The sequence below is a fragment of the Kitasatospora sp. NPDC029367 genome, from assembly GCF_055569135.1.
Genome location: NZ_JBVHYH010000006.1, coordinates 44,571 through 60,719, shown reverse-complemented (window position 1 = coordinate 60,719; position 16,149 = coordinate 44,571). Strand labels below are relative to the sequence as shown.

Here is a 16,149-nt window from a genome sequence, read left to right as displayed (position 1 = left end):
CCGAGGGGCGGGCGCCGGGGGTCACGCTCCGGAGGTCAGGCGGGAGGGGTCAGGCGCCGTACCCCTGGCCGCGCCTGTGCTCGTTCAGCCGGCGCCACGGCCCGCTGATCGCCAGCTGGATGCCCGGCTCCTGGATGTTGGCGAAGAGGGTCCGGCCGTCGTCCGAGAAGGTCACCCCGGTGAACTCGCTGAACTCGGGCTTCTCGGCGCTGCCGATGTTCAGCTCGTTGCGCGCGATCGGGTAGACCAGCCCGTCCTCGGTGGCGCCGAACAGGTGCGAGATCCCGTTGCCGTCCTCGGCGATCACGATGCCGCCGTACGGCGAGACGGTGATGTTGTCCGGGCCGTCGTAGTTGTCGTGGTCGCCCAGGACGTCGTCGTTGACGCCCAGCAGCACCTTGAGGGTGATGGTGCGACGCGCCGGGTTGTAGAACCACACCTGGCCGTCGTGCTGCACCGGGCTCTCCGAACGGGCGTAGCTGGAGACGAAGTAGAAGCCGCCGTCGCCCCACCACATGCCCTCCAGCTTGCGGGCCCGGGTGACCTCGCCCTCCTTGAACTGCTTGCGCACCGAGACGGTCCGGGCGTCGCGGTCCTGCACCTTGACCCAGTCGGCGCCGTAGACGGTGCCGACCTTGGTGGCCCGGGAGAGGTCGTCGACGAACCGGCCCTGGGCGTCGAAGACCTTGAAGGCCTCCAGCACGCCGGCGTCGGCGGCGAGCCTGCGCAGCTGGTGGCGGCCGTGCCGGAAGCCGGCCGGCGGGGTCCAGCGGAACAGCAGGCCGTTCGGGTTGGAGGCGTCCTCGGTGAGGTAGACGTGGCCGCGCTCGGGGTCCACCACCACGGCCTCGTGGGCGTACCGGCCGAAGGCCTTCACCGGCTGCGGGTCGCGGTTGTAGTCGTCGTCGAAGGGGTCGACCTCGAAGACGTAGCCGTGGTCCTTGGTGAAGCCGTTCTTGCCGGCCCTGTCCTCGGTCTCCTCGCCGGACAGCCAGGTGCCCCACGGGGTCACCCCGCCCGCGCAGTTGGTGGCGGTGCCGGCGATGCCGACCCACTGCTCGACCGAGCCGTCCCGCTTGGCGTGCACGATGGTGCAGCCGCCGGCCGCGCCCGGGTCGTAGACGTGCCCCTCGGTCAGCGGCACCGGGTACGGCCAGTTGGCCCGGGCGCCGGACAGCTCGTGGTTGACCACCATCAGGTTGCCGCCGCGCTCGTCCTCGAAGGCGGACGTGCCGTCGTGGTTGCTCGGGGTGAACTCGCCGGTGCGCAGCCGGGTCTGCCCGGCCCGGTTGAGCACCTTGTACGAGAAGCCCTTGGGCAGCGAGAGCAGCCCGGCCGGGTCCGGTACCAGCGGGCCGTAGCCGATCGCGGCGCCGCCCGCCGCGTTGGTCCCGGCGGCACCGGCCGCGGCGGCGACCGGGGCCTCGCCGCCGACCGGCGCGGCGATCGCACCGGGGGCGCTGGCCAGCGCCTCTGCGCTGCCGGCGATCAGCACGCCGGCCCCGACGAGGGTGGAACGGTTGACGAAGTCCCGGCGGGACAGCGACATGGCAGCAACTCCTGGGGGTTGTACGGGCGTCGAGGCAGGTCGTCGACGCCCAGCAGACTCCGCCGCAGGGATGAACCCGGCATGACGCCCACCGCACGACGAGGCGTCCATTTGCCAACCGATGACCGACACATGACCTGGGCTTTACCGAGCGCGGGTCAGCCCCGCCCCTCCCGCCACTGCTCCCAGGCCGACAGCCACAGCTGCTCCACCAGCCGGTGCTCCTCCGGGGTGCCCGACCCGGCCGTCCCCGGGCGCTCCCGCCACAGCTGCTCCCAGGCCCGCTGCGCCGGCAGGCTGGCCACCTCGCTGGCGAACACGGTGTACCGCACCACCTCCTCGACCGCCGCCTCCCCCTCCGGCGTGCCGATCAGCCAGTGCGTCTGCTGGGACAGCCGGTTGAGGTGGTTGACCATCGAGGTCACCGCCGCCGCGGCCTCCTCCCGGGTCTCGGTGGCGAGCCGCATCTGCTGGCGCACCGCCGCCTCCCAGCGCACCGCGCAGACGTCCCCGCGCAGCCCGCGCGGCAGTCGCGGCGTCCGCCCGACCCGCACGTGCGCCTCGATCGCGGCGGCCTCCGCGATGCTCTGGGCGATCAGCTCCCGGTGCGCCTCCAGCCCTGCGGCGGGCGGCAGTTCACGCTCCTCGACCGGTACGTAGCGGGCCCGCCGGGAGGCCAGGTCGCGCAGCAGCTCGGTGCGCCCGCGCAGGTAGCAGTCGAAGTCCCCGATCCCGGCCAGCTCCACCCCGCCGGGGGGCAGCCCGCGCCCGCACACCGTGACGGCCTGCCCGTCGACCCGCAACCGGCCGGCCCACACCGGCCCGGCGGCCTCCGGGCCACCGGCCGCGCTGACCGCGCCGCCGGGCAGCGGCAGGTCCTCGTGCACCTCCACCGGGTAGGGCTCGCCGTCCACGGTGATCCACTCCCGCAGCGTCCGCACCCGGCCCGGCCCGTCGCCCTCGTCCACGCCCAACTGCTCGTAGACGCGGTCCCGTTCGTCCTCGACCACGTCCTCCAGCTCGGGCAGCACCTCACAGCCGTCGGCCCCCGGCCGGTACGTCCGCACGGTCACGTACGGCCCGGCCGCGGTGGTCCAGTCGCCGCACTGCACCTCGACCCAGCGCAGCTCACCGCCACAGGTCTCGAAGGCCGCGAGCGCCTCGCCCCGGCCGGGCGGCCCGACCACGCCGTACACCGGGAAGTCCACCGCGGCGAGGGTCCGGCGGGAGAACTCCTCCTGGCCGGCGAAACGCTCCTGCCCGCCCGGCCGCTCCGGCCCCGACCGCTCGACGTTCCACTCCTGGGGCCTTCCGCCGCTCTCCCGCACCATCCTCTGCCGCACCCCCGAGTCCTCGCGCTCGCACCGCTGACGCCACCTTACGTGCCGGGAGCTGCCGGGTCATCAGCTCCGCTGCCGTACGGGGGCGGCGGCCGTGTCCGTCGGCCACGATGTCAGCCGCCCTCCCTACGCTGGCGGCATGACAGCACAGAACGACGCAGCCCAGCCCGCCTTCCCCGCCCGGATCAGCATCGTCACCCTCGGCGTCTCCGACCTCGACCGGAGCGCCCGCTTCTACCAGGACCTCGGCTGGCGGCGCTCCTCCGCCTCCAGTCCGGAGATCGTCTGGTTCCGCACCGCCGACTCGGTGCTGGGCCTCTTCCCCACCGAGGAGCTGGCCGCCGACGCGGGCGTGCCCGCGACCGGCGAACCCTCCTTCCGCGGCGTCACCCTGGCGGTGAACCTGGAGTCCCCCGCCCTGGTGGACGCCGCGCTGCGCACCGCGGTCGAGGCCGGCGCCGTGGTGGTCAAGCCGCCGGTCCCGACCAGCTGGGGCGGCTACTCCGGCTACTTCGAGGACCCGGACGGGCACCTGTGGGAGCTGGCCCACAACCCGTTCTTCCCCTTCACCGAGGACGGCTCGCTGGACCTCCCGTAGCCGCCGTCGGCCCCTCGCCGGCCCTTCGTCAGCCCCTTCGCCGACCCCGCGCCAGCCCCTCGCCGACCCTTCCTCAGCCCTTCGACCGGGCCTTGAAGGCCGCCTTGCGCGCCTCCTTGGCCAGCGCCCGGTCCGTGTGCAGCTCGCCGATCGCCTCCAGGACGTCCGCCGTGTACGGGTGGTCGACCCGCCACAGCTCACCGAACCACGACGCCGGGTCGCCCTTCACCGGCAGGTCGGTGATCAGCTCGCGCAGCAGCGCCGCGTCGCCGCCGCTGTCCAGCAGCTGGGCGGCGAAGGTGTCGACCACCGTCCACAGCGCCATCGTCCGCTCCGGCACCGGCACGTCCGTCGCACCCTGCGCCGACAGCCAGGCCCGGGCCGCACCGCCGAGCTCCGGGTCGTCCAGCACCTCCCGGACGGCGGGCTCGGCGCCCGCCCCCAGCAGGTTCAGCGCCGAGACGCACAGCATCCGGCGCAGCGGACCGTACGCGTCGTCGCCGCGCGCCGCCGCCAGCAGCTCGCGCGCCGCCGGCTCCGGCTCCCGGCCGGCCACCCAGACCCGCAGCTCCTCCTCCGGCAGCACATTGGCCGCCTCGCACACCCCGCGCAGCAGTTCGGCGGCGTCCCCCTGGGCCAGCTCGCCGACCAGCGGGGCGTCGTAGCCGTCCTCCAGCAGCCACTGCCGGATGCCGTACTGGCCGAGCGGGGTGAGCCGGACGAGTCCGAAGCGGGCCGACTCCTCGTCGTCCAGCGGCGCCTCGCCGACGACGGCGGGCTCCTCGCCCTCCTCCTCGTCGAACAGCTCCGGGTCGATCGGCCGGTACTCCAGCAGGCCCAGCTCGGCGAGGTCGGCCAGCATCGGGTCCAGGGCGACCATCACATCGGTGATGTCGCCGAGCAGCTCCTCGCTCGGCTCCTCGCCGTCCGGCACCACCAGCAGCGCGGCCAGCACGCCCAGCGGCACCGTCTCGTTGCCCGGCTCGGCGAAGGCGGTGGTCTCGTACAGCACCTGCAGCGCCTCGTCGAGCAGCTCGGCGGCGGCGTCCCGGGCCTCCTCGACCTCGCTCAGGGCGTCCTCGTCCTCCTCGTCCTCCCCGGCCGACGCGGTCGCCGCGTCGGCCCGCTCCGCGCCCTCGTCCTCCTCCGGCAGCGAGTCCGCCTCCACCGCCAGCTCCCGGACGATCCCGGCGGCGGTCAGCCACAGCTCCAGGACGGTCTCCGCGTCCCCCTGCTCGGCGGGCTCCAGGTCCGGGCCCGGGACGGCGACGTGCTCGCCCTCCTTGGTCGTGCCCAGCTCCACCAGGTCCAGGTCGCAGGCCAGCGACCAGGCCCGCAGCGCCTCGACCTCGGCCTCCTCCGGCACCTCGCCCTCGGCCGGGGCCAGCCCGAGCAGCCGGGCGACCGGCGCCCGGTCCTCCTCGACCAGGTCCCCGAACTCGTCCACCACCCGGTGCGGGGACGCCCAGCGGGCCAGCGCCAGCGCGTAGCCGAACATCGGCACGGCCTTCGCCTGCTCGGCCAGCTCCTGCTCCGCGGGCAGCTTCACCGGCGGTACCAGGACCGCCGCGTCGTCCAGGTCCTCGTCGTCCAGACCGTGCGCGGCGAACGCCCCGTAGAGGTCCTGGAGCTCCAGGTCCGCGGGCAGGACCGCCTCGGCGGCACCCTCTCCGGCCGAAGCCCCCGCGTTCTTCCGACGTCGTCCGGCCATCGTCGTGTGCTCTCCCTCAGCCAGCGGTCAGCTCGAACAGCTCCGCGTGTCGATCTACCACCTCAGCGTATAGGCCGGGCACCCCCGATGCCCGGCCTCACAGGGCGCGCAAAGGGGCGCGCGCCGCTTCCGTGCGCCCACCCCTTATCCTTCGCATTGGCACCGCGCACAACCCCGCGCGCGCCACCGGGCAACGAAGCCCCCTTCTCTCAGCTCACCCGCTCCACCAGGGAGCCCCGCACCGCGGCCACCACCACAGCGCCTCAGGACGGGCGCGCCGGCACACCCAGCCGACCCCGGTGGCGCCCGGCCACAGGAGACCCCTGCCATGGCGGACCTCTCCCCCGCCGGCTCCGCGCTGCGCACCGCGCAGTACGACGGACGCCGACTGTCGGAGGCCCTGCTCCCCCTGGAGCTCGCTCCCCGCGCCCAGCTCCAGCTCGCCGCGATCAGCCGCTGGAACGCGCTGCGCGGCATACGCGTCGGCCTGGTCGCCGCCGCCCTGCTGTTCATGCTGATCGGTGCCAACCTGGCGACGCCGATCTACCCGATGATCCAGCAGCGCCTCGGCCTCGGCCCGCTCGACACCACGATCCTCTTCACGATCTACGTCTTCGCGCTGGTCCCGGTCCTGGCCGTGGTCGGCCACTGGTCCGACCACCTCGGCCGCCGCGCCCTGATCCTGCCCGCCGTGGTCCTGGCCGCCGCCGGGGACCTCGTCTTCGCCACCTCCGACAGCTTCTGGCAGCTCGCCCTCGGCCGGGCCGTCCAGGGCATCGCCGTCGGCCTGTCCACCGGCGCGGCCGGGGCCGCCCTCGGCGACCTGCTGCCCGACCGTCCGACCCTGGCCGCCAAGCTCACCCTGGCCTGCTCGGCGGGTGGCGTCGCACTCGGCCCGGTCGTCGGCGCCCTGCTGGCGAACGGCTCCGACCCGCTGCTGACGCCCTTCCTGCTGCACGCCGTCGCCCTGCTCGCGCTCTGCGTGCCGCTGGCGGTCGTCCACCCCCGGATGCCCGGCCGCAACCGCCCGCCCGCGTCGCCGCCCCGCATCACCACCCCGGCCCACCTGCGGCCGCAGCGCCTGCGACTGCCGGTCACCGGCCGCCGCGAGTTCCTGCTCGCCGCCTCGGCCGGCTTCATCTCCTACGCGGTCTTCGGCGTCTACCTCAGCCTGGCTCCGGCCTTCTCCGCCAAGCTGCTGCACACCGACTCGCACCTGACCGGCGCGATCGTGGCCGCCCTGCTGCTCGGCTCCTCGGCCGCCGCCCAGCTGATCGTCCCGCCCACCGCCGACCGCACGGTCGTCGCCCTCGGCATGACCGGCCTGGCCACCGGCCTCGCCCTGGTCGTCGCCGCCGGGTACACCGGCACCCCCGCGCTGCTGTTCATCGGCAGCGTCCTCGGCGGCGCCTGCCAGGGCGTGGCCTTCCGCTCCCTGTTCACCACCGCCGTCGCCGCGATGAACCCGGAACGCCGGGGCTCCGAGATGAGCTCCCTGTGGGTCATCGTCTACCTCGGCAGCTCCCTCCCCATCGTCATCGTCGGCGCCCTGGTCAAGAGCTACGGCCTCCTCCCCGCCATCAGCGGCTTCGCCACCGTCGCCGCCCTCCTCTGCGCGGCCCTGGCCCTCGCCGTCGCCCGCAAGCCCAAGGCCGCCTGACCCCGTCACACAGCAAGCGCCGCTGCCCGGGACTTCCCCTTCGGAAGTCCCGGGCAGCGGCGCTTCCCCCACCGGCTGAACACCCGCGCATCATCCGCTTCGTCGAGCAGCTCTCCCACCGTTCCCCACCATCCACCCCCCACCCGCCTCCCGGCGGGTGCCCACCCCGGGCCTCGCCGTGTGCCGCCCGGGGCGGGCGGCACACGGCGACGTACCTGTCAGGCAGTGAGCGCGATGTCCAGGTACGCCTGCACCGGCTCGAACAACCCGTACGGCACGTACTCGGAGATCTCACCGAGAGCTACCCAAGCGAGCTGGTCCAGCTCCTCCGTGTCGACCACCGCAGCAGTTCCGCTCACGACCTCGCAGGCCACGTACGACATCAGCCGACCGGTCTTCGGATGCACCCGCTCGCCCAGGAGCTTGACGACCGCCACACCCAGCCCGGTCTCCTCCGCCGTCTCCCGAACGGCCGCCTCCTCCGGCGACTCACCTGCCTCGATCTCACCGGCCGGAAACTGCCAGGAGAGCTGCCCCTCACTCACCCGCCGCCGGACCATCAGCACGCGGCCCTCATGGACCACGATCGCGGCGGCAATGCCCGGACGTTCCTCTGCAGTCTGCTGTGTCACGTCTGCTCCTCGTCGCGGCATGACTGTTCATCAAGTTCACCATGACCCCACAGCGCATAAGGCGATTCAGGCAAGACCGACCGCCCAGACGCAACGACAGACGACATGTTCCCCAACCTGGCCACGCGCCGGCAGACGTGCCACCTCTGCACGATTCCTTCCCCCGAACGAGAGGTCTGCGTGCCAGCAGGTTGACGCTCAACGTCCCTCAGACGTTGAAGCCGAGCGCAGAGCGCGGAGCCGAAGCGTGTCCGCCCGCCCATGGGAGCGGGTACCTTCCGAGTACGGCCGTGCACCCGGAAGGGAACCACCATGACCCAGTGGACGGACTACACCACGGGCGAGCGCATCAAGCTGCTACGCGGACCGGACATGACGCAGGAACAACTCGCCGAAGCGTCGGGCCTGTCCGTGGCAACGATCCGCAAGGCCGAACGCAATCTCGGCGGCAGCCTCCAGACGCTGCTGCGCATCTCGGCCGCTCTGCACACCGACGTGTCGGTGATCCTCGGCCAGCAGGCTCCTCGCCGCGCTATGCACAGCGCCGACCGGGCGATGATGCGCGAGCTCTCCCGCACCGTCCACGACACCGCCGCCGGCGTCGGCGTCGACGTACAGCCCCCGGCCCCGGCCGAACTCGCGGCCGGACTCGCCGCCGCGTGGGAGGCCTACCGCTCCGGCGACTACGTGGGCGCGGGAGTGCGCGTCGCCCCAGCGCTGCGCGAAGCCGCGGCCACGTTGGAAGCCGCCCCGATCGACCAGAGGAGTACGGCGGCGGGCATCCTCGCGGATGCCTACCGCCTCGCCGCCTACGTGGCCAACCAGTTCGGCGCCCGAGATCTCGCGTACGCCGGAATCGGGCACGCGCAGCACCAGGCCGACCGAGCCGGCGACACCCTCCGCTCGGCCATGGTCGCATCCGGTCGGTCGTGGATCTACGTACGGGATGCCCGGCTGGACCAGGCGGAGGAGACCGCCCGCATGTCCTACGAGTCCATCGAGCCCAGGTACGGGGATCGGGACCCAGGGATGCTCGCCACCTACGGATGGCATGTGACCTTCGCGGCCGTCGTCGCTGCCCGCCAGGGGGATGCGGACGGCGCCGACGACCTGCTCTCGCAGGGGCTCGCGGTAGCAGCCCGGATGGGCAGGGACGTCATGGTGAACGGCACAGCGTTCGGGCCGGCAACGGTCATCGCACAGGCGATCGGAATCTCCGTCTCAACCGGTCGGCCGGGCAAGGCGCTCAACCTGTTCCAGTCGATCGGCGACACGGGCGCACTCACCCCGTCCGCGCGCAACCGGATGCTGTTGGACGTGGCGCTCGCCCAAGCCGAGACCCGGCAGGCCGACACCGCCCTGGACACCCTGCTCGAGGTGTGCTCGACCGCGCCTGCTTGGGCTCGGCATCAGGGACTGCCCGCGGTGATCGCACAGAAGGCGAGCGCAGGCAGCGCCACCACTGCCAAGCTGCGCAAGCTCTCGTCCATCCTCGGAACATCCGTGGTCATCACCTGAGGAGTGATACGAGGCATGTCACTCGGCGCCGGTACGACTTCCGGAACTGACACATCCCATCTGTTCACGGACGGTAATATCTCCGCGACATTGGGCGCATGCTGACGCCCCATCATCAGCGTCCGACGCTCACCCGCGTTCCGGTCGCCCCCTACGTCTCAGCGACGGACCCTGTCACCTGCCAGCCCCGGGGGCTTCGGTGACGACGGCTCTCGAACATCCCCTTCTGCTGCCCGAACTCTCGACGAGCCCGGCCACCCTCCGGCTGCCTTACGTCCCCGTGTCAGTCCGCGCCGCCCGCCACATGGTCCGCGCCAAGCTCACCGAGTGGAACCTGCCCCACCTGATCGACGACGCCGAGTTGGTCGTGTCCGAGCTGGTGGGCAATGCGGCGAAGACTGGCTGCCAGACCTCCATGATGGTCGGTGTCCGACGTACAACCAGCAGCACCGTACGACTGCTCGTCTCGGACGGCTCCGCATCCCTGCCCGTGCTGATCGACGCCGGACCGCGCGCCGAATCCGGTCGAGGGCTCGCCCTGGTCGACCAGCTCACTCGCCAGCGGTGGGGCGTGACCGTATGGCCGCACGGCAAGGTCGTCCACGCCGACCTTGCCGTTTCCCCGCCAACGCGCGCCGATGCCGGCGAAGGCTCCACCCGCACATCCCAGTAGCCACACCGACGGACGGACCGACGTCGGCCGCGCGACCCCGCGCTGGCCCAGTCCCCGCCCTTGGAGGAGCAACATGATGCACTCCCCGGCCCGATATCGGCGCCGCATCGCCCGTCGCCCCAAGACGGTCGTTGCCCAGACGGACTCCTTCTGCAACCTGGACTGCACCTACTGCTACCTGCCCCACCGCAAGCGGCGGGCCCCGATGTCGGTCGCGGTCGCCGAGGCGGTGGCCCGTTCCGTCGCCGAGTTCGCCGATACCGCATCGCCGGAGCCAGTCGAGGTGGTTTGGCACGCCGGCGAGCCGCTGGCCGTCGGCCGAACGCGACTCGCCGAGTTGCTGGCCCCATTCGAACCGTTGCGGCAGGCCGGGTTGGTCACTCACTCGATGCAGACCAACGCCGTACTGATCACCCCGGCCTGGTGCGACTTCCTCACCGCGTACGGCTTCCGCGTCGGGGTGAGCGTCGACGGCCCTTCCGACCTCAACCAGCGGCGCGTGGACTGGTCCGGACGCCCGACCTTCGACCGGATCATGAAGGGCGTCGAGTGCCTGCGCAACTACGGCGTACGGTTCTCGGCGATCGCGGTCGTCAGTGCGGAGAGCATCGGTGATCCCGAGGGCCTGCTCGACTTCATGGCCGACCTCGGCTGCCACACGGTGGGTCTGAACATGGAGGAAAGGGAAGGCGTCAACACCGACCGGGCAGTTCCCACCCCCGAGCAGGCCCGCGCGTTCTGGCGCCGCACCATCGCCTGGTCACGCCGCAACCGCGACCTGACCATCCGCGAGATCGACCGGCTCGGCGGCTACCTGCGGGATGTCCGCGCCGGACACCAGGCCGCCTGGGGCCACGTGTTGATCGACCCGATCCCGACCATCGCCTCCAACGGCGACGTCGTCCTGCTTTCGCCCGAACTCGCTGGGATCACCGACCCGGCCTACGGGGACTTCCGGGCCGGGAACGTCCTGGAGCAGAGCATCGGCTCGATGTTGGACCAGGCTCACCGCCTGCGCTACGTACGTGAGTTCCTGACCGGGCTGGACGCCTGCGAAGCCACCTGCGATCTCTTCGACTTCTGCCGAGGGGCCCAGGCCGGCAATCGCTACTTCGAGAACGGCCGCCTGGACACCACGGAGACGAACTACTGCCGCGTGTCCCGGCAGGCCCTGGTCACCGCCCTGTCCGACAGCGTCCAAGAGGAGAAAGTCGCATGACCCTGCTCGAACTGCTGGCCGCCAGCAACACCGCCGTCGTCGCCGACCTCACGGGCCTCACCGACCTCACCGTGACCGACCCCACCGCCGGGCCGTTCGACAATCGACCCACCTGGGACAACAACGGGCCGAAGTTCGACAACCGGCCCACTTGGGACAACTGGTCGAACAAGAACAAGGGCAAGTAACGCCACCCGGACCCACCCGGGCCCGCACCAGCCGGTGCGGGCCCGTCCCTCGAGAGACCGGAGCCCCTCATGGACAGCATCACCTTCGGCCGCGTCACCGTGACCCTGCCCCACCTGAACGAGCCCGGCCTGTACCTGTCCAACGTCACCACCCTGGACTCCGCCCGGGGCATCGTCCAGGACTTCCAGTACGGCGACGCCGACCTGCGGGCCCTGGACCTCGCCGAGACCCGCCTCGTCACCGGCCGTGTCTCCAACCTGCGGGCCGACCGCGTGCAGCTGGACCAAGTCCGCCTCGACTCCGTCGAATTCGACACCTGCGACCTCGCCGCCACTCGCATCACCGACAGCAAGCTCTCCCGGGTCGTCTTCCGCAACTGCAAGATCATGGGCGCCGGGCTCAACGGCGTGACTCTGGACAACGTCCTCTTCGACAACTGCAAGCTCGACTACACGACCTTCGAGCAGATCCGCGCTGCGGGCGCGGTCGTCTTCTCCAAGTGCGGGCTCACCGAGGCGTCGTTCGCCGGCTGCGACCTCGGCGGCGTGGTCCTCCACACCTGCACCCTACGGCTGACCGAGTTCGGCCGGGGCAAGTACCAGGGCCTTGACCTGCGGGGCAACGACCTGACCACGCTGAGAGGCGTCGCCAACCTTGGCAAGGTCCTCATCGACCGCACCCAGCAGGCCGAACTCGCCGAAGCCCTGGTCGCCGAGCTGGACGTGACCTTCGCCGACACCCTCGACGACCGGTGAACCACACCTGGAAGGAACCACGTGACTCTCGCCATCGCCCACACCGATCCCGCGGCCCTCATCGCCAGGTGTGACAGCACCGGCGTCCGCACCGCACGCGACGAGCCCGAGTACGAGAACGGGGCCGTCCTCCCGGTCGGACCCTGGCGGCCCCTCACTGTCCAGCTGGCGGCAGAGCTCCGCCCGACCGAGCAGAGCGACAGCACGCTGGTGGAACTGGTGAAGCTGCCCGACGGCCCGCCGCCGGCCACCCTTGCCACCCTCGCCGACCAACTCGGCGACCCCGACGCCGTCCACCTCGGCCAAGCCACGAGCCCGGCCAGGGCCCTCACCACCACCCCGAATTACCAGGACGGCCGCCGGATCGGCCTGCACATCGACAACTGGGACAGGCTCCGCTGCCAGGCCAAGCACACCGGTCGCCGACGCCTGTGCTTCAACCTCGGCCCGGGAACCCGCTACCTCCTGCTCGGTGGCCTCGACATCCGCGCTGTCTGTCGCGGTCTCCACAGCGACACCGAGATCCACTATCCGCACACCGACGAGCTGCGGGCCTACACCGCCCTCGGGCTGCCCCTGCGCGTCTTCCGGCTGCGCCTCGACCCCGGCGAGGGCTACATCGCCCCCACCGAACTACTGCCCCACGACGGCTCCACCGAGGATCAGCCCCAACCCTCCACCGCCGCGTTCTGGCTCGGCCACTGGCCACCCGGCGTCCTGGCCTCGCTGATCTGACACCGGCCCGTACGGGTTGTTCCAGTGCCCGTGATGGCGGCAGCGCCGCGTCCGCCCCATTCACGCTGTGCGCGCTCGTACTCGACACCGCACCCCCGCTGTTCGCCGTCGTCCAGGTCTGGGGCGAAGGCCTCCCGGACGTCGACGGGCGACCGCGGATCGCCACGCGACTGGTCTGGCTCGAAACGTCGAGTGCAGCCGCAATGGAGCAGAACGATGCCGCCTGACCAACCACGGCCGCCCTCCCGCCGGGCCCAGTACGTCCTTCATCATCGGCCAGTCGTTACACATCTTTGGCAGCTGGATTCCCCACTGACCGGCATCCCACCGAACAAAAGGCAGATCACCATGCAGCACCGCGTCCGCGCCGTCCTCCTCACCCCGAGCAACACCATGCTGCTGATCAAGCGCATCCGCCCCGGCATCGACCCGTACTGGGTGATCGTCGGCGGCAAGATCGAACCGACCGACGCCAGCCCCGAGGACGCCCTCCGCCGCGAGGTCCGCGAGGAGATCGCAGGCGAAGCCGAGATCGTCAGCCTCCTCCACACCATCGAGACCGACGGCGAGCGCCAGGACTTCTACCTCGCCACCGTCGAGAAGTGGAGCTTCGAGGACCGCAGCGGGCCGGAGTTCAGCCAGGAAGGCCGAGGTGAGTACATCCTCGAAGAAGTCCCCCTGACCACCGACGCCCTCGACGCGGTCAACCTTCTGCCTCGGGACTTCGCCGCCGTCCTGCGTGCGGTCATCGAGCGCGGGGAAATTCTCGCGGCCAAGTAATCACGGGAACGGCAGGGCAACTCGGCCGTCCGATCATCCGCGCGCAAACCACGACACCAATTACACACGGGCTCGCCAGAAAACGACCGTGTGGCCACCGCAGGTGCCGCCCGAGTCCGAACTGCCCTGCGCTCCGCGATGACCGGCAGTCGACCTGCACAGATCGCAGCCTGAGACGTGTTCCCTCACGGCCGGACGGCGCCCGACGAGGCCCGGGGCGGGCACCCGCCGACAGGCGGGTGGGGGGTGGATGGTGGGGAACGGCGGTGGACCTACCCCCAACCACCAGATCACGCGCGGGTGTTCACCCCGCGACAGACGAAGCGCAGACGCAGAAGCGCCGCTGCCCAGAGTCCCGGGCAGCGGCGTTCGGTACCGCGAAGGCCTCAGACGTTGAAGCCCAGCGCCCGCACCCGGAAGGCCATCCGCTCGCGCGGTACGCGGTCACCGGGGCCGGCCTCAAGCTTCCGCATCCACCCCCTCGCCGCCGCCATCGCCCACGACCAGCTCGCCCGCCTCGAGGGCTACCTCGCCGGACGGGCCGAGATCGCCCGCTACCTCACCGGCCGACTCGCCCGGATCCCCGGCCTGGAGGTCACCGAGATGCCCGACGGGGTGATCCCGTCCTGGTACGGGTTGACGCTCACCTACAAACCGGATGAACTCGAGGGCCTTCCGGTCGAGCGCTTCCACCAGGCGCTGATCGCCGAGGGCGCCACCGAGTTCGACCGCCCCGGCTCCACCTGCCCCATGAACCAGCTCCCGCTGTACCAGCAGCCCGGACTGTGGACGGTCACGTAATTCCTCAAGGGCTGTGGTCAGGTAATTCCCCAGGTCCTCGCTGTGTGAGGGGCTAGGTTGGCGAGCATGGAGACCCGGGGGCGGACGTACCGGTATGTGGGCCCGGCCGAGTTGAAGGATCTCGTCCGGGCGGGTGGCGAGGGCCGGAGCATGCGCTCGGCGGTCGACTTCGGCGTGTGGGCCTCCGAGCTGACCCCGGATGAGCTGGCCGAGCCATTCACGTTCGTCGTCGATGTCGGCGGGATGTTGCGACTGGCTCCGCGCCGCAGTGAGCACGTGGTGTGTGCCGGCGGCGAAGAGGTGCTGAGCGCCGGTGAGATGAGCTTCCATGAGGAGTCCGGGCGGTGGGCGGTCGAGGAGGTCAGCAACCAGTCGACCGGCTACTGCCCGGACGTCATCTCATGGCCGGCCGTGGCCGAGGCCCTGGACCGGATCGGGGTCCAGCGCCCGTCCGGCTTCACGCATGAGGTGGCCTTCCGCCGCTGCCGCTCCTGCCGGGAACTGAACATCGTGCGGGAGGAGGACTTCGTCTGCGTCTTCTGCGGCGAAGACCTGCCTCGGGAGTGGAACGTCGCCGAGCCCGCGGGCTTGAAGTTGCAGGGCGACTCGGCCGCCCGATCATCCGCGCGCAAACCACGACACCAATTACACACGGGCTCGCCAGAAAACGACTGCGCCTGATTGTCGATCAGATTTGCTTTGGCGGAGGCGGATTGACCATCTGGGCGTTGTGGTACGTTCCGTAGTCCAACCGAAAATAGGCGACCCCGGCGGTGCTACCAACACCCCGGGGTCCGGCACCAGGAGCAGACCTCCCGATGCGCATCCATCGTAGCGCCCACGTGCGCAACTTCACCGTGCTACCCAACGCCGTTCTCCAGTACCGGCGGTTGAGCTACACCGCCCGCGGCCTGCTCGCGGACCTCCTCTCCCGGCCCGACGGCTGGCGCGAGGACGGACGGCACATGGCCGACAGCAGCCCCCAGGGGCGCGGAGCCGTCCGCAAGGCGTTGAAGGAGCTGACCGAGGCCGGGTACTACCGGGTCGAGAAGATCCGCATGCCGGACGGCACGATCATCACCGAAACCCACGTCTACGACACCCCGCAGCTCGCGTGCCCGGGTGCCACCCGTCCGGCGCCCGGTGCAGCGGCAACCGGCCGTGCTGGCAGCCCTGTTGTAAAGGACCGGCACCAAGAATCCTCCCTCCCCCCGAGCCCGGCAGACGAAAGCGACCGGGGAGGCGAGGAGGAACCACCCGAGATCCGCGAAGCGGTGGCTACGCTGTTCCGGGTGATCCGCCCCGAGCCCCGGCTGCGCCTGGGCGAGGCCGAAGCCGCCGAACTCGCGCCCCTCGTCGCCCAGTGGCTGCAACGCGGCGCCGCCCACGCCGACCTCACGAACGCCCTGCTGCCGGGCCTGCCCACCCCGGTGCACTCGGCTGCGGCCGTGCTCCGCTACCGCCTGGTGCACAAGATGCCGCCCGCCCGGCCCGCTGCACGGCCACCGGCCCGCTACGCCGAGTGCGCCAAGTGCCACGACCCCGTGCCACGACCGGGCATCTGCCGCCCGTGCGCCGGGCTCACCGCCCGAACCCCCACGGCCCACCAGGGCGTGGACGTGGCCACCGCAGGTGCCGCCCGAGTCCGAACTGCCCTGCGCTCCGCGATGACCGGCGGTCGGCCTGCGCAGATCGCAGCCTGAGACGTGTTCCACCATGGCGGGACAGCGCCCGGCGAGGGCCGGGGTGGGCACCCGCCGACAGGCGGGTGGGGGGTGGATGGTGGGGAACGGCGGCGAACCTGCCCAACGAAGCAGATCACGCGCGCGTGTTCACCCGGCGACGGGCGACATGGGGCCCGAATACACCGCTGGCGGGGGGGGGGGGGGGGTGGGTGTTGGGGGGGGGGGGGGGGGGGGGGGAAACCACAAATTGGGGAACAAAAACCCTCCCTGGTTGTTGGGGTTCCCGTTGGGTTTTTTCTTTTTC

At 71.5% G+C, this 16,149-nt stretch carries 16 protein-coding genes; 12 read left to right on the top strand and 4 right to left on the bottom strand.

All coding sequences use genetic code 11. The features are described 5' to 3' along the window. Positions 1-49: 49 nt before the first annotated feature. Positions 50-1,549, bottom strand: a complete 1,500-nt coding sequence (locus ACZ4W5_RS05840) for an alkaline phosphatase PhoX (protein WP_465653135.1) — start codon at positions 1,547-1,549, stop codon at positions 50-52. Positions 1,550-1,707: 158 nt separating this feature from the next. After that, positions 1,708-2,892, bottom strand: coding sequence for a hypothetical protein (locus tag ACZ4W5_RS05835; RefSeq protein ID WP_465653133.1), 1,185 nt, complete (start codon positions 2,890-2,892; stop codon positions 1,708-1,710). A 136-nt stretch (positions 2,893-3,028) separates the two neighbouring features. Here ACZ4W5_RS05835 and ACZ4W5_RS05830 point away from each other — a divergent pair, with 136 nt between their 5' ends. Continuing rightward, positions 3,029-3,487, top strand: a complete 459-nt coding sequence (locus ACZ4W5_RS05830) for a VOC family protein (RefSeq protein ID WP_360236222.1) — start codon at positions 3,029-3,031, stop codon at positions 3,485-3,487. A gap of 73 nt (positions 3,488-3,560) precedes the next feature. On the opposite strand, the gene ACZ4W5_RS05825 is transcribed toward ACZ4W5_RS05830, so the two are convergent. Then, entirely contained in the window at positions 3,561-5,198 is a 1,638-nt protein-coding gene (locus tag ACZ4W5_RS05825) for a hypothetical protein (RefSeq protein WP_465653131.1), read from the bottom strand. Between the two features lie 328 nt (positions 5,199-5,526). On the opposite strand from ACZ4W5_RS05825, the gene ACZ4W5_RS05820 reads away from it, so the two are divergent. Then, positions 5,527-6,858 carry an MFS transporter gene (locus ACZ4W5_RS05820; RefSeq protein WP_402484608.1) on the top strand — a complete coding sequence of 444 codons (1,332 nt, stop codon included), beginning with the start codon at positions 5,527-5,529 and terminating at the stop codon, positions 6,856-6,858. 218 nt (positions 6,859-7,076) lie between these two features. On the opposite strand, the gene ACZ4W5_RS05815 is transcribed toward ACZ4W5_RS05820, so the two are convergent. Beyond that, positions 7,077-7,490, bottom strand: coding sequence for an NUDIX hydrolase (locus ACZ4W5_RS05815; protein ID WP_465653128.1), 414 nt, complete (start codon positions 7,488-7,490; stop codon positions 7,077-7,079). Positions 7,491-7,802: 312 nt separating this feature from the next. On the opposite strand from ACZ4W5_RS05815, the gene ACZ4W5_RS05810 reads away from it, so the two are divergent. The 10 genes from ACZ4W5_RS05810 to ACZ4W5_RS05765 all read left to right on the top strand — a co-directional run bounded on the left by ACZ4W5_RS05810 (position 7,803) and on the right by ACZ4W5_RS05765 (position 15,863). Then, positions 7,803-9,008, top strand: coding sequence for a helix-turn-helix domain-containing protein (locus ACZ4W5_RS05810; protein ID WP_465653126.1), 1,206 nt, complete (start codon positions 7,803-7,805; stop codon positions 9,006-9,008). 199 nt (positions 9,009-9,207) lie between these two features. Beyond that, on the top strand, positions 9,208-9,681 hold the full coding sequence (locus ACZ4W5_RS05805; RefSeq protein WP_465653124.1) for an ATP-binding protein: 474 nt from the start codon (positions 9,208-9,210) through the stop codon (positions 9,679-9,681). Between the two features lie 73 nt (positions 9,682-9,754). Beyond that, positions 9,755-10,900 carry a cyclophane-forming radical SAM peptide maturase AmcB gene (gene amcB / locus ACZ4W5_RS05800; protein WP_465653122.1) on the top strand — a complete coding sequence of 382 codons (1,146 nt, stop codon included), beginning with the start codon at positions 9,755-9,757 and terminating at the stop codon, positions 10,898-10,900. After that, a complete protein-coding gene (gene amcA, locus ACZ4W5_RS05795) occupies positions 10,897-11,088 on the top strand; it encodes a multiple cyclophane-containing RiPP AmcA (protein WP_360236206.1) in 192 nt (63 codons plus the stop codon). The genes amcB and amcA overlap by 4 nt, the downstream gene beginning before the upstream one ends. 69 nt (positions 11,089-11,157) lie before the next feature. Continuing rightward, positions 11,158-11,844, top strand: coding sequence for a pentapeptide repeat-containing protein (locus ACZ4W5_RS05790; protein WP_360236203.1), 687 nt, complete (start codon positions 11,158-11,160; stop codon positions 11,842-11,844). Positions 11,845-11,865: 21 nt separating this feature from the next. Continuing rightward, on the top strand, positions 11,866-12,579 hold the full coding sequence (locus tag ACZ4W5_RS05785; protein ID WP_465653119.1) for a hypothetical protein: 714 nt from the start codon (positions 11,866-11,868) through the stop codon (positions 12,577-12,579). Between the two features lie 348 nt (positions 12,580-12,927). Then, complete coding sequence (locus ACZ4W5_RS05780; RefSeq protein ID WP_360236197.1) at positions 12,928-13,359, top strand: NUDIX hydrolase; 432 nt, start codon at positions 12,928-12,930, stop codon at positions 13,357-13,359. Between the two features lie 393 nt (positions 13,360-13,752). Then, positions 13,753-14,160 carry a DegT/DnrJ/EryC1/StrS family aminotransferase gene (locus ACZ4W5_RS05775; protein ID WP_465653117.1) on the top strand — a complete coding sequence of 136 codons (408 nt, stop codon included), beginning with the start codon at positions 13,753-13,755 and terminating at the stop codon, positions 14,158-14,160. Positions 14,161-14,226: 66 nt separating this feature from the next. Next, positions 14,227-14,841 carry a hypothetical protein gene (locus ACZ4W5_RS05770; RefSeq protein ID WP_465653115.1) on the top strand — a complete coding sequence of 205 codons (615 nt, stop codon included), beginning with the start codon at positions 14,227-14,229 and terminating at the stop codon, positions 14,839-14,841. 137 nt (positions 14,842-14,978) lie between these two features. After that, positions 14,979-15,863: a hypothetical protein gene (locus ACZ4W5_RS05765; protein WP_465653113.1), complete on the top strand. Its 885-nt coding sequence runs from the start codon at positions 14,979-14,981 to the stop codon at positions 15,861-15,863. Positions 15,864-16,149: the final 286 nt, after the last annotated feature.

Coding starts and splice junctions, on each gene's coding strand:
- ACZ4W5_RS05780 (WP_360236197.1), top strand. CDS start 12,928: ATGCAGCACCGCGTCCGCGCCGTCCTCCTCACCCCGAGCAACACCATG.
- ACZ4W5_RS05810 (WP_465653126.1), top strand. CDS start 7,803: ATGACCCAGTGGACGGACTACACCACGGGCGAGCGCATCAAGCTGCTA.
- ACZ4W5_RS05770 (WP_465653115.1), top strand. CDS start 14,227: ATGGAGACCCGGGGGCGGACGTACCGGTATGTGGGCCCGGCCGAGTTG.
- ACZ4W5_RS05790 (WP_360236203.1), top strand. CDS start 11,158: ATGGACAGCATCACCTTCGGCCGCGTCACCGTGACCCTGCCCCACCTG.
- ACZ4W5_RS05825 (WP_465653131.1), bottom strand. CDS start 5,198: ATGGCCGGACGACGTCGGAAGAACGCGGGGGCTTCGGCCGGAGAGGGT.
- ACZ4W5_RS05820 (WP_402484608.1), top strand. CDS start 5,527: ATGGCGGACCTCTCCCCCGCCGGCTCCGCGCTGCGCACCGCGCAGTAC.
- ACZ4W5_RS05830 (WP_360236222.1), top strand. CDS start 3,029: ATGACAGCACAGAACGACGCAGCCCAGCCCGCCTTCCCCGCCCGGATC.
- amcA (WP_360236206.1), top strand. CDS start 10,897: ATGACCCTGCTCGAACTGCTGGCCGCCAGCAACACCGCCGTCGTCGCC.
- ACZ4W5_RS05765 (WP_465653113.1), top strand. CDS start 14,979: ATGCGCATCCATCGTAGCGCCCACGTGCGCAACTTCACCGTGCTACCC.
- ACZ4W5_RS05840 (WP_465653135.1), bottom strand. CDS start 1,549: ATGTCGCTGTCCCGCCGGGACTTCGTCAACCGTTCCACCCTCGTCGGG.
- amcB (WP_465653122.1), top strand. CDS start 9,755: ATGATGCACTCCCCGGCCCGATATCGGCGCCGCATCGCCCGTCGCCCC.